Origin of the sequence: Bacillus sp. B1-b2, from assembly GCF_009183415.1 — a bacterium.
Classification (GTDB): domain Bacteria; phylum Bacillota; class Bacilli; order Bacillales; family Cytobacillaceae; genus Niallia.
Genome location: NZ_WEHU01000004.1, coordinates 101,045 through 116,121 on the forward strand (window position 1 = coordinate 101,045; position 15,077 = coordinate 116,121).

A 15,077-nucleotide genomic window follows, 5' to 3' on the forward strand; every position below is an offset into this window, starting at 1 on the left:
TCTTTTCATGTCATTCCTGAATTTTTTTACAATCAAGAAGACTGCGTCATTTACAAGAACAGATGGCGCTTCCACAACAAGACATGAGTGTACTATTCTAAAATCAAATCATGTTTACTATTAATTTTATTATATGTTATTCAAGTCCTTTTACCTAGTTCCTTTTGCCATGCGTTCTTATCCTTATTTATGATACAATAATCCGCATGGAGGTGAACATAATGGGAGATTTAAAAGGTTGGACTTCCCAATGGGAAAGGTTCATTTATTCCTTTCAACAGTTTAATTGGATTGATTTAGGAATTGCTCTATTAATCTTTCTCGTTTTCTTAGGGTTTAGAAAATTATTTACTAAATATATTTATAAGCTTATTTTGTCACTTGCTTCTAAATTACCTGTGGAGACAGTATCAAAAGTATTGCTAGCATTTGAGAAGCCATTACGTTGGTTTTGGGTGATTATAGGGACTTACTTAGCCTTAGAATATTTACCATTCACAATAACGACCACAAATTTCGTTCAGCAAATTTATAAATCGTTTATTGTGAGCTTAATTGGATGGGGACTGTTTAACTATTTTACAGATCGTTCCAATCCATTTGAAAAATTGGTTGCGAGAACAAAGCTAGATGCAGATAGCATGCTTATCCCATTTTTAGCTAGGATTATCCGTGTTCTTATTGTACTTTTAACAGCCGTTACAATTTTGGGAATTTGGGAGATTCAGATTGGTGCATTTGTTGCTGGTTTAGGAGTAGCTGGACTAGCATTCTCACTAGCAGCACAAGATACAGTGGCAAACTTCTTTGGTGGGGTAGTAATCATTACCGAGAAACCTTTTTCGAAAGGAGATTGGATTAAAACACCTTCTGTTGAAGGAACAGTCGAGGATATTACCTTCCGTAGTACACAGATTCGTACTTTTGAAGATTCTGTTGTAACGGTTCCAAATTCAAAGCTTTCCAATGAAGCGATCATAAACTGGTCCAAGATGGGAAAGAGACAAGTAAGCTTTGACCTAGCAATTTCCTATAAAACACCGAATGATAAGTTACAAGCAGCTATTACAGAAATTGATCAAATGCTTCGTGACCATCAAGGAGTACATCCAGATGTAGTGATGGTTAAATTCAGAGAGTTTAAGGATTATAGTCTTGGAGTCTTTGTTTACTACTTTACGAAGACAACTGTTTGGAATGAGTATTTGACAGTGAAACAGGATACAAATCTACAGATTCTTGAGATCTTGGCTCGTCATGGGGTGGAGATTGCTATTCCTAGTCAGCAGGTTTATTTGCCTGAACAGGGAAATGATAAGAATTTAGTTGTGGGGGATAATTAGATTGATGTTTTTGTGAGGGCAGCCCTGTTGTGGGTCTGTTCTCTTTTTTTGAATAAAGGGGGGCTTCATTTTCTTTACTCTTTGGCATTCAGGATACTTCTCTCTTCTCTTGACTATACTTTTCTCTGCTCTACGGGCATTGAAGAGCCTTCTCTCTTCCCTTGGCTTACTTCTTTCTGCTCTTTGGGCTGTGAGGAGGGCTCTCTCTTCCCTTGACTTTGCTTTTTTCTGTTCTTTAGGCAGTGACTAATCAAGATTTACTACCTTATTCTATTTAGTATTCACAATATCCTCAATATCAACATCCAACACGTTCTCAATATAATCCTTACCCCATTCATACATAGAATCCAGGATTGGCATAAGATTTCTACCATGCTCTGTCAGTGAATATTCCACTTTCGGAGGGACAACTGGATATACCTCGCGATGAATAATATGATGTGCTTCTAATTCTCGTAATTGATTGACTAGCATTCTTTGCGTAATTCCAGGTATCATTGTTTTTAATTCTCCAAAACGCTTTGTTCCTTCTTTGCCTAAATGCCATAGTATCAACATTTTCCATTTACCACCAATAATAGCAAGTGTTAATTCCTTCTCACAGTTAAATTCTTTCTCTTCAAAATGTGGCATAACCAAATCCTCCCTTATTTCGTCTATAGTATACTTTTAGACACTATATGCTTTAAAAGTGCATACTTTTATTTTTCTAATGTACTAAGTATACTAAGCAATAAGCAAGGAAGTAAATGTATTTCTAAAACGTGATTAGTAATAGAAAAATAAACTATTTAATAGGGAGAGATTGTGGATGAAATTACAATTAGCATTAGACTTAGTGGACATTCAAGGAGCTATTGATGTAGTAAAAGAAGTAGAAGGATTTGTAGATGTAGTAGAAATCGGAACTCCTGTTATTATTAACGAAGGCTTACGAGCAGTTAAAGAATTAAAAGCAGCATTTCCTGACCTAACTGTATTAGCTGACTTAAAAATCATGGACGCAGCAGGCTATGAAGTAAGCCAAGCTTCTGCAGCAGGTGCTGATATTGTAACAATCTTAGCAGCAGCAGAAGATGAATCAATCAAAGGTGCTGTAGAAGAAGCAAAAAAACAAAACAAACAAATTCTTGCAGATATGATTGCAGTTAAAAATCTTGCAACTCGTGCAAAAGAATTAGATGAACTAGGCGTAGATTATATTTGTGTTCACACTGGCTATGACCTACAAGCAGTTGGAAAAAATTCTTTCGAAGATCTTGCAACAATCAAGAGTGTTGTGAAAAACTCAAAAACTGCTATTGCAGGTGGAATTAAATTAGAAACACTTTCAGAAGTAATTAGCCATCAACCAGACCTAATTATTGTAGGCGGAGGAATTACTAGCAAGGAAGATAAAAAAGCTGCTGCTGAAGAAATGCAAAAGCTAATTAAACAAGGTTAATATAAGATGGAAACTACCTCTTATTTAGCTAAAGTGGTTCAAGAGCTCCAGAATACTGTCCATCAGATTGCAGAAGAACAAGCGGAACAGCTTCTACAACAATTGCTTTCTTCTAAGAAAATCTTTGTTACCGGTGCAGGTCGTTCTGGTTTAATGGGGAAAGCTTTTGTTATGCGTATGATGCATATGGGCTTAGATGCCTATGTGGTTGGTGAAACAGTTACGGCAAACTTAGAAAAGGGAGATTTGCTGATTATCGGGACTGGATCTGGGGAAACAAAAACCTTAGTTCCAATAGCCGAAAAAGCGAAGAGCCTTGGAGGGAAAGTTGCAGCTGTTACCATTGCTCCTGAATCAACGATTGGAAAATTAGCGGATATTATTGTGACATTGCCTGGTCAAATTAAAGATCAGTCTGAAGGGGAGTATAAGACAATACAGCCAATGGGATCGTTATTTGAGCAAACTATGTTGCTGTTTTATGATGCTTTGATTTTGCGTGTGATGGAGGAGAAAGGGTTAGATTCTGATAGGATGTATGGGAAGCATGCTAATTTAGAGTAGTGTGTTGATTTAGTTTTTCTTGATGTTAATGTATTTTTATAGCATTGCATTCCAATGGAGGAAGAATTCTAGTCAGATATTTCATTGATGGAATAATTCCTCCCTTTTTTGGATTCTCAGAACTTTGTTTAATAGTATTAAAATAAGAAATTAGTATAATATTACATAACCGATCCACTTAATGTATTCTGATAAAACAAATCGTTTACTTTCTTTGCTATTCCACCAGTATGCAGGATTGTATTTTTCAGATGCAATATATGTAAGATTGATTTCCTTATCCTTGTAGACTTTATTAAAAATATATTTACTTCTACTTGTATGAAAATCATTGGTTATAACAATCGCAGATTTGAAGTTCCTTTCTGTCATAATGTTTAGGGTTAAGGTTGCATTTGTATATGTACTATCAGCTTTATCTTCATAAATTATTTTTTCCTTTGGTATGTTACTTCTCATTAAGTTTATTTCGTACTCAGTAAATTCACTAGAATTAGATAGAATAAAATAATCTCCATACCCCTCTTGATATAGCTCGACTCCCTTTTCCAACCTTCCTTCTGATCCACTTAAGATGATAATTGCATCTGATTTTTGGGGTTCCTCATCATCAATCACTAATAGTTTACCAGCATTCAAACTGAAAATAAGAATGGTGATTATTATACAACTTGTCAATATAATCATCATATTCCTTCTCTTTATAGACTTTGTTTTGTATCTATCTAACCTACTTTTATTAATTTCTGTATTATTTGAAACCATAAGTCCCTCACACACCACATTTTTACCTATATATGGATATCCTATCTAATAATCAAGATTATAGCAATACCTAAGAAAGATATCCAACTCCAAAGTGGTATAAGAGCTGGTCTAAAAGCATTTACCTATAATCTTATGGATTATTCAATGTCATGTCTCTTTTGTATTGCTTACTTCAACATAGAAAATTCTCAGCCAGTCGAGTTTATATTGTTATCTCCACCGATACTGCAAGTAACATTCCATATACAACAGACAAAAAAACTCCTTCCATCAAGGAAGAAGTTTTACAATACCTTATCTATGCGCCAATTATTTCTGCAACAGTCCCCTTAAAACTCTCATAAACATAACCCCAAATCTCAGAATCAGTACGATACATCTCTCTCAAATCTACAAACATTGCCTCCTGCTTCTCCGCAAAAGTAGGATCGTCCTTATCTGGCAGTGCCGCTCTCACTTTATTTACAATCTCTTGTACTTCCGGAGCACGTGGCCCCCATTTCCCAACTATCTCACCTTGATCATTAAGAATTAATACCATCGGAATAGCACGTCCGCCATTTGTTAGATGACGATCAATCAAGTCTGTATCAGCATCTCTAAGTGCTACACGCATTTCTAAACCAGATGCTTCCACTAATTTACGAAGAACTGGATTAATCACCATCGCATCTCCACACCAGTCCTCCGTGATAGTTAGAAAGTGCAGGGAATGCTTCTTTAACTCTTCTACAAATCCGTCATTTGGCAAGGTAAAGTTATTGTAAACTTCAAAGCTTTCTTCTTTCAATGTGCTCATACCATCCATATAAACTTGAATAGTTTGGCCTTCTTCATAATATTGTTGTTCTGATTTCATCTCTTTCTCCCCTTTTTTCCATTGATATAAGATATCAGGTAAATTCTCTTCATTTTCATAACCACTACCTATTATCTCAAATCCATTCTTTTCGTAAAAGAATTGTGCTCGTTTGTTCACTTCAAAGGTGTATAACTGCAGACTCTCTTTGGCTTGTTCCTTGGCCAGTTTTAATAATAACTTTCCTATTCCCATTCCTTGATAGTCCTGATGAATATAAAGCTGACTTATTTCTGCATCATGAAAAGCAATCATACCAGCCACTGTTCCATCAATAAGTGCTAAATATACTTGATATTCCTTTATCAAAATTTCATTTAAGAAGGAAACGTGATTTTTAAAAGAATGAATTTCCTTTTGACCGATGGCTTGCTCTTTGCTATTTCTCCACATTTCCAATGTTTCTTCTGCATATTTACTTTCATATGGTATGATAATTGGCTTCACTACACTCATTCGCCTCCCCCCTCTTTATCTAAGGTATGAATTTCACAACTATCCATTCTTCTTCACTTTAAATCTTACCATTAAAAGAAGAAAGCCAATAATAGGGATACCGAATGGAAGATAAGATGAAGATACAGCTTTAATAAAGCATGGAAGCCTTTCTTCTCGCCTCCTATTTATATAAACAGAAGCATAGAGAATGTAAAGACTGATCCAAATTACAGTAGCAAGTAATATAGCAATTCAAGCATCTTTGTTTGCATCTAAGCCCATTCCAATAAAAATAGAGCTACCTAATTGGAATGTTACACTCATAATCTTTTACCAATATTCCATGAAATTTTTCGAGTAGTGAAGTCATTAGTGTACGTAAGATTTCTTTAATCTTATCCTTCCTTAACCTTTATGGGTCGAAATCATTACTCCTACCTAATATTTAGTAATTCAATATAATTTCCCCTGAGAAAATTATATGAAAAAGAAACTGTTTCTCCATAATGGCACAGTTTCTTCTACTCCTAATATTATTCAAACATTGGAATCCCAGGATCCTTGTTCAAACAGTGAACAAGCATTGCATGTAGTTGGCCTCTATGATGGTAAAAGTGACCCAATGTTTCGAGAAGCCATTCATATCTAGTATACGTTACTCCCCAATAGGAAGTTGCTGGCTGCAGCCAATCTTCATCAGAAAGGTATTCGCAATTTCTTTTTATTTGTTGAAAATGATGCTGCAACCCAAGTCTAATATCATGTAATGTTTTGTAGGATATGCTGTAATAAAAATTCTGCATTTCCTCTTGTGTGGCTCCATTCGCAATATGCCAATCTGCTTCACAAAGAACAGCCAAATGCTCAAGCAGCTCCCCAATAGAATGCTTGTTATTCGTGGGACGTTTTTGTAAATCTTCCTCTGTTAGCTGATCCATTATTTTTAATATCGTGTCTATCGCCATTTCTATTTGATGTAGAACACTATTGTAATTCATAAGTCTCCTCTTTTTGGAAAAAACGGGTTTGCCTATATGCAAACCCGTTACCTCTATTCAATATATGGCACGTTCCGTTAAGTCTTTCTTAGACCTTTCCTTCCATGCCATGGTTAACAGTAATCCAACAATCATAATGACTCCAGAAATCATATAAGGATAATTAATATTCACATCGAATAGAATTCCACCTAGGGCTGGGCCAAAGATATTTCCTAAGCTATTGTAAGTAGAGTTCATTCCTGCCACAAAGCCTTGTTGATCGCCAGCTGCTCTTGATAAGTACGTAGTTAAAGTTGGACGTAATAAATCAAATGCTAGGAAAATAAAACAAGTGGTAAGCAATAATGGAATGAAACCAGATACAACTGTAGAAGCAAATGCTAAAACAGCTCCAACGATTAAGCAAAGCTGAATCATTTTCTTCTCCCCAATTTTATTGACCATTCTTCCAAATAAAAGAATTTGGAAAATAACAGCTACAATGGAGCTTACTGTTACGATAATAGCAATATCTCTTGGTGTGAAACCGAATTTATGATCTGCGAATAAACTAAAGACAGTCTCATATGCAGAAAGTCCAAACGATAAAACGAAAACAATAATAAAAGCAATTAAATAGATAGGGTGAACAGATTTTTTCAAATCATTAAGAAAAGATGGTTTTTCAAGCTGTTTCTCTACTACTCTACCCTCAGGTTCTTTTAGAATAAAGAAGGAAGAAACGGCTGCAAGGAAGCCCATTACTCCTGCCACATAGAAAGGTACACGAATACCAAATTCAGCAATAAATCCACCAGCACCAGGCCCTATGATAAATCCAGTACTAATAGCTGCAGATAGGTAACCCATTGCCTTCGATCTTTCCTCATTTGTCGTGACATCTGCTATATAGGCCGTGACCGCTGGCATAATGAAGGCAGCACTCACTCCCCCAAGAATTCTCGCAAAATAAAGATGTAATACATGTGTTCCAATTCCGAAAATAATCTCCGAAATACCAAATATAATTAGGCCAATAACAATTAATCTTTTTCTCCCAAAACGGTCTACCCATCTACCTGCAAAAGGAGAAACAATCAACTGAGATACTGCGAATGCAGCAACTAAGTATCCCATCGTACTTCCTGATAAATTCATTTGATTCATAAAGGATGGCATAACGGGAATAATTAAGCCAATTCCAAGGAAGACGATAAATATATTACTTAAAAGTATAATTAATACCATTTTTTGTTCTTTAATAGGCTTTTGCATGATACACCTGCTTAGTTATTTTTCATTCTCTTTACTTTGTGATACCTCTCCAAAATGTATACCAAGAGGCTTCTAGTTTATCTGTTAACTGTTGCTCTATCTCCACGTAAACCAATTCCACTAATAATGCATCGACTATACCGAGAAATGCAAGAGTCGCCATCTTTGCAGAAGGGGAAACAATTGCTTGTGCTTCTAGCCATTGCTGAATCTTATCTTCAAGCACTGTTCTTACTTTTGTCTCTAAATCAAGTACTTCCTTCCCAATCTCTTCACATAAATGAGCAGGAGGAAAGAAAGACATTCTAAGCCAAAATTTAATATGTTCATCTTTTTGAAAAAGATCAATAACTAATCGTAAGTAACCATAGAGATCTTTCTCTGGATTTTTTCCTATTTCATGAAGATAAGCGAGCTTCGTAGATAGTTCGGTCTCTTTTGCATCACGTAACACCTGCATAAAAAGATCATCTTTTCCTTGAAAATGAGAGTAAAGTGACTGTTTCTTCAGTCCAACCTCTTCTGCAATTTGAGCTAAAGATGCACCTTCATATCCATGAATCGTAAAATACTTTAACGCCGCCTCTTTAATTTCCGTACTTTTCAATTTTAGCCATCACCTCGTTTTACGAACGTTCGTCAGTAATTTTATCAAAAAATGGTAGTTGTAGCAAGAAGGAAGATTTGTTTTTATTAGTGAACTTTTGTGTATTTGATGTGTTAGAGGACGGTGGTGTAGCAATTTAAACATTTTTGTGTGTAACTTAGTTTTTTTGCGGATGGACAGCTTTTTGTTGCGGAATCACTACTTTTTGTTGCATTTACTGCATTTTGTACTGGTAATCCTTTTTTGTTGCGGATGGACGGCTTTTTGTTGGGTTTACTCCATTTTTGTTGCGGAAATACTACTTTTTGTTGCGTTTAATGCATTTTGTACTGGTAATCCTTTTTTTCCTTTCAGCTAGTTCTTACTTGGTTGCGGAAAACCTACTTTTTGTTGCGCTCAGTTCTTTTTTGTTGCGGATGGTCGGCTTTTTGTTGCGTTTACTCCTTTTTTGTTGCGGAAACACTACTTTTTGTTGCGTTTACTCCTTTTTGTACTGGTTATCCTTTTTTTCCTTTGGCCAGTTCTTATTTGGTTGCGGAATACCTACTTTTTGTTGCGCTCAGTCCCTTTTTGTTGCGGAAACACTACTTTTTGTTGCGTTTACTCCTTTTTGTACTGGTAATCCTTTTTTCCTTTGGCCAGTTCTTATTTGGTTGCGGAATACCTACTTTTTGTTGCGCTCAGTCCTTTTTTGTTGCGGATGGACGGCTTTTTGTTGCGTTTACTCCTTTTTGTACTGGTAATCCTTTTTTCCTTTCAGCCAGTTCTTACTTGATCGCGGAAAATCTACTTTTGCTTGCAAACAGTCTCTTTTCAATAATAAAAACCTAATCTAAATACATACAAAAAAAGGCATCCCAGCGGAATACCCTTCTTGTCCTTTATTTCTGACCACTTTTCTCATCATGAAAATGTGGTCTCAACTCTTCTAAGTTGGACAATCCATCTATCTCCATTTTCTCCTTAACAGCACCCACCAATAAAGTAATGCCTTTCTCAACTGCTTCTTGCTCACCTGGTTCCAGCAAGCTCATCGTCTCTCTCATCACCCTTTTTAAAGGCTCTGGCGAACTCTCACTCATTACTTTTTGAATCTTCTCCGTAACAGTTATATTAACAAAACGTTTATCCTGTGGATTAGGCGTCTTGATGAGAACAGCTCTATCCACAAGGCGATCTACTATATCAGAAACTGTACTCTGCGTCATTTTTAGGTTTTGACTAAGCTGCTTGACACCAATCTCTTTATTAATAAACACTTCAAAGATTACTTTAGCCTGCGGAACTGTGACACCATGTTCCTCTGCATACTTTTGCATGCTTTTAAACATAAAGCGATTAAGAAAAACAATGGATTCTCTTATATACTCAGCTCTATCCAATTTTTCCAATCCCCTTCCCTTCTCCTTTATATAAAGGAGAGACATACCTAAATGTAAATAGGTCTCTCCTAAAACTTTTACGAAGCCTCTTCAAACTGACTATTATAAAGCTCTGCATAAAACCCAGCTTTTTGTAATAATTCTTCATGATTACCTGCTTCGATGATATCTCCATCTTTCATAACCAATATCAAGTCTGCATTTTTAATAGTAGAAAGTCTATGGGCAATAACAAAGGATGTTTTTCCTTCCGTTAACTTATCCATTGCTTGTTGAATAAGCAGCTCTGTACGTGTATCCACTGAGCTTGTTGCTTCATCTAAAATAAGCAATGGAGCCAATTTGATCATAGCACGAGCAATCGTAATTAGCTGTTTTTGTCCTGCTGATAAACTAGATTTATCATTCAAAATGGTATCATATTTATCCGGCAATGTTGAGATGAAATGATGTAAACCTACTGCTTTACAAGCTGCTTCTAGTTCCTCATCTGTTACATCTGTTCTAGAGTAAACGATGTTGTCACGGATTGTTCCTTCAAACACCCATGTATCTTGAAGCACCATACAGAAGAGATCATGCAAGCATTCTCTCGTCATCTGATGTGTTGGCACTTTATCTATCGTTATTTCTCCACCATTTAATTCATAAAAGCGCATCAGTAGATTAATAATCGTAGTCTTACCTGCACCAGTAGGACCAACAATCGCTACTTTTTGACCTGCCTTCACATCAATGGAGAAGTCATTAATAATCAATTTGTCTTCATTATAGCCAAATTGAACATGCTTGAATTCTACGTCTCCTTTGACGTTTTCTAGCTTCTCAATTTTACCAGTTTCTTCTGCAAGCTCTTCTTCTCCTAAGAACTCAAATACTCGTTTACTTGCTGCAGCTGTTGATTGTAAGTTTGTTGCAGCTTGTGCTAACTGTTGAAGTGGCTGTGTAAATAAACGAATATAAATCATAAAGGCTACAATAACACCAAAGGAAATATTTCCGTTTACCGCTAAAACTGCTCCTACAATACACACAACAACATATCCAAAATTCCCTACAAACATCATTAAAGGCATCATAAGCCCAGACATAAATTGAGATTTCCACGCACTATCATACAGTCTTGTATTAATAGAGGAGAAGGTATCTTTCGCCTGTTCTTCCCCATTATAAGCCTTCACTACATTATGTCCGGAATAAATTTCTTCAATATGACCATTTAATTTACCAAGCTCTACTTGTTGTTGGATAAAGTATCTTTGGGATTTAGAAATAATGAAGATCATTAATCCGAAACCAATGACAGTGGATAATACGGCTGAAATGGCCATAATCCAATTTGTATAGAACATCATGATTAATGAACCTAAAAACATCGTGATTGCAGTAATTAAACTGGTCACACTTTGGCTCATTGTCTGTCCAACCATGTCTACATCATTCGTTACGCGGCTAAGAACATCACCTGTTGTTGTATTATCAAAATACTTCAGAGGCAATTTATTTATCTTGTGCGATATATCTTTTCTTAATTTTTTTGTAATTCGCTGTGTAACAGTTGCCATGATAAAACCTTGAATATAGTTAAAAATAAATCCTAATCCATATAAAAAGACAAGTAGCATCCCAACATCTGTAACAGCATCCAAGTCAATGCTTCCCATTAATCCTGCTGTGATATAATCTGTTATCTTACTAAGCTGATTAGGACCAACAATACTGAATATTGCAGCAGCCATAGCAAGCACAAGCGCAACTGCCACAATACCTCCGTATGATTTGGAGTAGACAGCTAGCTGTTTTAAGCTTTGAACATCCATCCCTTTTTGGGGAGGCTTATTTTTGCTTTCTTCTTGTTGGGAATCTTTCTCTACATACTCTTGATCAGCCAATTTCAAGCTCCTCCTTCGATAACTGAGAATAAGCAATTTCTTGGTATACATCACAAGTTATCATTAGCTCATCATGTTTACCCATTCCCACTATTTTTCCTTCATCAACTACTAGAATGCGATCTGCATCTTTAATGGTACCAATTCGTTGTGCCACAATAATTTTTGTAGCATCTTGTAACTCTTGATTTAATCGAGAGCGTAAAGTTCGATCTGTTTTGTAATCCAAAGCTGAGAAGGAATCGTCAAATAAATAAATTTCCGGATTACTATAGATGGCACGAGCAATCGATAAACGTTGCTTTTGTCCTCCAGAAAGATTATTTCCTCCTTGAGAGATAGATGACTCATATTGCTGTTCCATTTTTTCTATAAAATTCTTTCCTTGTGCGATGTCTACTGATCGTTTAACCTTCTCTTCTTCTATAAAGCCCTCTTCTCCAAATGCTACATTAGAAGTAACCGTTCCACTGTACATTACGGCTTTTTGGGATACATAGCCGATTTTTTCTCGTAATGCTTCTAGCTCGTAATTCTTCACATTATATCCGTCAACAATAATTTCCCCTTCTGTTGCTTCCATAAAGCGAGGAATAAGGTTAAGAAGTGTACTTTTCCCACTACCTGTAGAACCAATAATCGCAACTGTTTCCCCTTTAGATGCTGTAAAGCTTATATCTTTTAAGACATAGTCAGAGCTATCTGGATACTTAAAGCTAACATGGCGAAATTCAATTTCCCCTTTAGATGCACCTTCTTTTTTCTCTCCATTCTTGATACTAACTTCTGTATCTAGAACCTCGTTAATTCTTCGTGCGGAAACTGCTGCACGAGGAAGCATAACAAAGGTAAAAGAGAGCATCATAAACGCCATGATAATCTGCATAGCATAAGAAGAAAAGACAACCATATCAGAGAAAATCGGTAACTTATCTGCAATTGGGGCATTATTGATTAGTACTGCACCAATCCAATAAACGGCAAGACTGATACCAGACATGATTAGTGAGATAGTTGGCATCATAATAGCCATTACCCTTGTTGTGAAAAGGTTTGTATCCGTAAGCTCACTATTTGCTTTTTCAAACTTATCTTCATGGAATTTTACAGAATTATAAGCATGCACAACACGAATTCCTGTTAATTGCTCTCTTGTTACCATGTTCAGATTATCTGTTAGAGACTGGATTTTTTTAAAATTAGGCAATGCTACAGTAATAATAACGGTGATTAGAGCTAATAACACAAATACTGCTACTCCTGTTGCAGCTGTCCACTCCCAACTTTTTCCCATAATCTTTAAAATAGCCCAAACTGCAATGATTGGAGCCTTTAATACAATTTGTAAGCTTAAGATGATTAACAATTGAACTTGCACAATGTCATTCGTGGAACGAGTAATTAAACTTGATGTTGAAAAGTGACTAAGCTCTTCCATCGAGAAAGATAATGTTTTATCAAACACTTTGCTACGTAGTCGATTGGAAAAACCTGCTGCCACTTTAGAAGCAAAGAAAACCGTTATAATCGAGGCAGCCATACTTCCGACTGCACATAATAACATAAATCCACCTTGCTCTATAACCTCGCTCATTTCACTTCCTTCTGTCTGAACAAGTCTTGTAATTTTAGACATATAATCTGGAAGCTTTAAATCCAACCATACTTGCATCACGATAAACAGTAGGGCACTAAGGATTAACATCCAGTCTCTCTTTTCAAAGTACTTAAAAATTTTAAGCATGTATTCATTCCTCCAAGTCACGTATAAACCAGTTTGTAATAGTCTTTGTATTTTTCCTACAATCTACCCTACTTTTTACTATCAACCTTTCTTGTATTACCAAGTTATCCAACGTTATAAAATCGAGTAGGAGACTAGTCATTATTTGACTAGTCGACCTCTCACACCACCGTACGTACGGTTCCGTATACGGCGGTTCAACCTTTTAAGTATCGTTGCTCATAAAGTAAGGAGATATCTTTGAGTCTCCATTTTATGAGCCTTTCTTTTGTTATTGCTCGTTGGAGAATTTCACTTCGTGATAATCTCCAATATCCCTTTCGGGAATTTGCTAATTTCATGGCGTCATCATGATTAATTCCATACTTACGAAGCATCTTATATTTTGTCTTTGGCTTCTTCCATCTCTTCCATATGAGTTGTCTCAATCGATGGTTTAACCATTTCTGAGTTTCGAGAATGAAGTACTTCATTCTCGAAACCCCATAGTAGTTAATCCATCCAGTTGTGATTTGGTTAATTTTCTTCACTATTTCCTCAAAAGTTCCACTCTTTTTACGGCTTGTATTCTTCTTTAGCTTCTCTTTGAATCGTTGCTTGGCCGACTTACTTGGTCGGCATCCAACTTTCCCATTAAGTTTTGAATGTTAAAGCCAAGGAATGTTCCGGAAGTTGCACCACAAACCTTACTTTTCTTTTGATTAATTGTTAATTGTAATTCATCCTCGATGAATTTTGTTATACTCTCCATTACTCTCTCTCCAGCTCGTATACTTTTCACGTAGATGACAAAGTCGTCCGCATACCTAATAAAACGATGTTCTCTCTTTTCTAATTCTCTATCTAGTTTATTTAAATAGACATTTGCTAAAATAGGAGATAAAGGTCCACCTTGCGGAGCTCCATCTTTCGTTTCAATATAGATATCTCGTTCTAAGATCCCTGAGCGTAGGAATTTCCATATTAATTTTAAGACAATTTTATCTGATATGAATTCTTCTAAATACGCTCTTAGCCTTTGATGATGTATTGTATCGAAGTAACTTTTCAAGTCACAGTCCACTACTACTCGATAACCTTGTTCGTAATAATGTTCTGCTGATTTGATAGCTTGGTGGGCATTTCTACCTTTTCGAAATCCAAAACTATGTTCTGAAAAGTGTGGGTCTACAATCGGTTCAATTACTTGAAGAATAGCTTGTTGGACGACTCTATCTAAAACGCAAGGAATTCCTAGATATCGTTTAGAACCGTCCGTTTTTGGTATGGCAACTCTTTTGACTGGTTGAGGTTGGTAAGTTCCATCTTTCAATTTCCTTTTAAGAGGTTCGTAATATTTCTTCATGTGTGACTTTAATTCTACTACTGTAATTCCATCAACCCCTGGTGCACCATTGTTTGCTTTTACTTTCTTGTATGCTTTCCAGAGATTATTATTTGCAATAACTTTATCGATTAAATTGATACCATCCTGTTCTTTCATATCATATTGATATTCCTACGCACTCCTATTTCCCCTTTAGTTTCCAACTTATCTCTCCATAGGTAGCCATCTTTTGGTCTTTACCACGATGTTTTCTGCGATTATATGGAATATCTATACCTCCTTGTTTTCCAAGATTTAAGATTGTTCAGTCCTTCATTTCCGAAAGGAAACTACTATGACGTCTGCTGACTTCTCATGATTCATCAAATTATCACTAACTTGATTGTTAATTCAATAACCCTCACGAGACCTCCCCGGGTAAGCACAACCACTTTCCTCTCATGTAACTGCT

Annotated in this window: 13 protein-coding genes and 2 pseudogenes; 3 read left to right on the top strand and 12 right to left on the bottom strand. The window is 36.0% G+C overall.

Features of this window, described 5'->3' with window-relative positions; all coding sequences use genetic code 11:
* The first annotated feature begins 221 nt into the window (after positions 1-221).
* A complete protein-coding gene (locus F9279_RS05335; protein WP_152111758.1) occupies positions 222-1,343 on the top strand; it encodes a mechanosensitive ion channel family protein in 1,122 nt (373 codons plus the stop codon).
* Positions 1,344-1,613: 270 nt separating this feature from the next.
* Here the strand turns inward: F9279_RS05335 and F9279_RS05340 are convergent, their stop codons facing one another.
* Positions 1,614-1,979, bottom strand: coding sequence for a winged helix-turn-helix transcriptional regulator (locus tag F9279_RS05340; RefSeq protein WP_152111759.1), 366 nt, complete (start codon positions 1,977-1,979; stop codon positions 1,614-1,616).
* A 178-nt stretch (positions 1,980-2,157) separates the two neighbouring features.
* Between F9279_RS05340 and hxlA the strand changes: the two genes are divergently transcribed.
* Positions 2,158-2,790 (top strand): 3-hexulose-6-phosphate synthase, encoded by a 633-nt coding sequence (hxlA, locus tag F9279_RS05345; protein ID WP_152111760.1) that lies wholly within the window; start codon positions 2,158-2,160, stop codon positions 2,788-2,790.
* Positions 2,791-2,796: 6 nt separating this feature from the next.
* Positions 2,797-3,354, top strand: a complete 558-nt coding sequence (hxlB, locus tag F9279_RS05350; protein WP_152111761.1) for a 6-phospho-3-hexuloisomerase — start codon at positions 2,797-2,799, stop codon at positions 3,352-3,354.
* 150 nt (positions 3,355-3,504) lie between these two features.
* Here the strand turns inward: hxlB and F9279_RS05355 are convergent, their stop codons facing one another.
* From F9279_RS05355 to ltrA, 11 genes and pseudogenes are all read right to left on the bottom strand, one after another.
* Positions 3,505-4,044: a YdcF family protein gene (locus F9279_RS05355; protein WP_193224466.1), complete on the bottom strand. Its 540-nt coding sequence runs from the start codon at positions 4,042-4,044 to the stop codon at positions 3,505-3,507.
* 376 nt (positions 4,045-4,420) lie between these two features.
* Positions 4,421-4,981: a thioredoxin family protein gene (locus F9279_RS05360; RefSeq protein ID WP_152111891.1), complete on the bottom strand. Its 561-nt coding sequence runs from the start codon at positions 4,979-4,981 to the stop codon at positions 4,421-4,423.
* 18 nt (positions 4,982-4,999) lie between these two features.
* Positions 5,000-5,437 (bottom strand): annotated as a pseudogene (locus F9279_RS05365) (N-acetyltransferase family protein); the annotation flags it as partial.
* A gap of 515 nt (positions 5,438-5,952) precedes the next feature.
* Positions 5,953-6,417, bottom strand: a complete 465-nt coding sequence (locus tag F9279_RS05370; RefSeq protein ID WP_152111763.1) for a DinB family protein — start codon at positions 6,415-6,417, stop codon at positions 5,953-5,955.
* A 57-nt stretch (positions 6,418-6,474) separates the two neighbouring features.
* Positions 6,475-7,674 carry an MFS transporter gene (locus tag F9279_RS05375; RefSeq protein ID WP_152111764.1) on the bottom strand — a complete coding sequence of 400 codons (1,200 nt, stop codon included), beginning with the start codon at positions 7,672-7,674 and terminating at the stop codon, positions 6,475-6,477.
* 31 nt (positions 7,675-7,705) lie between these two features.
* Positions 7,706-8,281, bottom strand: a complete 576-nt coding sequence (locus tag F9279_RS05380) for a TetR/AcrR family transcriptional regulator (RefSeq protein WP_152111765.1) — start codon at positions 8,279-8,281, stop codon at positions 7,706-7,708.
* A gap of 881 nt (positions 8,282-9,162) precedes the next feature.
* Positions 9,163-9,672, bottom strand: coding sequence for a MarR family winged helix-turn-helix transcriptional regulator (locus tag F9279_RS05385; RefSeq protein ID WP_226793263.1), 510 nt, complete (start codon positions 9,670-9,672; stop codon positions 9,163-9,165).
* A 68-nt stretch (positions 9,673-9,740) separates the two neighbouring features.
* Positions 9,741-11,555, bottom strand: coding sequence for an ABC transporter ATP-binding protein (locus F9279_RS05390; RefSeq protein ID WP_226793266.1), 1,815 nt, complete (start codon positions 11,553-11,555; stop codon positions 9,741-9,743).
* Positions 11,548-13,299 (bottom strand): ABC transporter ATP-binding protein, encoded by a 1,752-nt coding sequence (locus tag F9279_RS05395; RefSeq protein WP_152111767.1) that lies wholly within the window; start codon positions 13,297-13,299, stop codon positions 11,548-11,550. The genes F9279_RS05390 and F9279_RS05395 overlap by 8 nt, the downstream gene beginning before the upstream one ends.
* Before the next feature lie 197 nt (positions 13,300-13,496).
* A pseudogene (locus tag F9279_RS26055) lies at positions 13,497-13,835 on the bottom strand (group II intron maturase-specific domain-containing protein); the annotation flags it as partial.
* A gap of 38 nt (positions 13,836-13,873) precedes the next feature.
* Positions 13,874-14,782, bottom strand: a complete 909-nt coding sequence (gene ltrA / locus F9279_RS05405) for a group II intron reverse transcriptase/maturase (RefSeq protein ID WP_319020746.1) — start codon at positions 14,780-14,782, stop codon at positions 13,874-13,876.
* Positions 14,783-15,077 lie beyond the last annotated feature (295 nt).

Coding starts and splice junctions, on each gene's coding strand:
- F9279_RS05335 (WP_152111758.1), top strand. CDS start 222: ATGGGAGATTTAAAAGGTTGGACTTCCCAATGGGAAAGGTTCATTTAT.
- F9279_RS05395 (WP_152111767.1), bottom strand. CDS start 13,299: ATGCTTAAAATTTTTAAGTACTTTGAAAAGAGAGACTGGATGTTAATC.
- F9279_RS05355 (WP_193224466.1), bottom strand. CDS start 4,044: ATGATGATTATATTGACAAGTTGTATAATAATCACCATTCTTATTTTC.
- F9279_RS05370 (WP_152111763.1), bottom strand. CDS start 6,417: ATGAATTACAATAGTGTTCTACATCAAATAGAAATGGCGATAGACACG.
- hxlB (WP_152111761.1), top strand. CDS start 2,797: ATGGAAACTACCTCTTATTTAGCTAAAGTGGTTCAAGAGCTCCAGAAT.
- F9279_RS05340 (WP_152111759.1), bottom strand. CDS start 1,979: ATGCCACATTTTGAAGAGAAAGAATTTAACTGTGAGAAGGAATTAACA.
- F9279_RS05375 (WP_152111764.1), bottom strand. CDS start 7,674: ATGCAAAAGCCTATTAAAGAACAAAAAATGGTATTAATTATACTTTTA.
- hxlA (WP_152111760.1), top strand. CDS start 2,158: ATGAAATTACAATTAGCATTAGACTTAGTGGACATTCAAGGAGCTATT.
- F9279_RS05360 (WP_152111891.1), bottom strand. CDS start 4,981: ATGAAATCAGAACAACAATATTATGAAGAAGGCCAAACTATTCAAGTT.
- ltrA (WP_319020746.1), bottom strand. CDS start 14,782: ATGAAAGAACAGGATGGTATCAATTTAATCGATAAAGTTATTGCAAAT.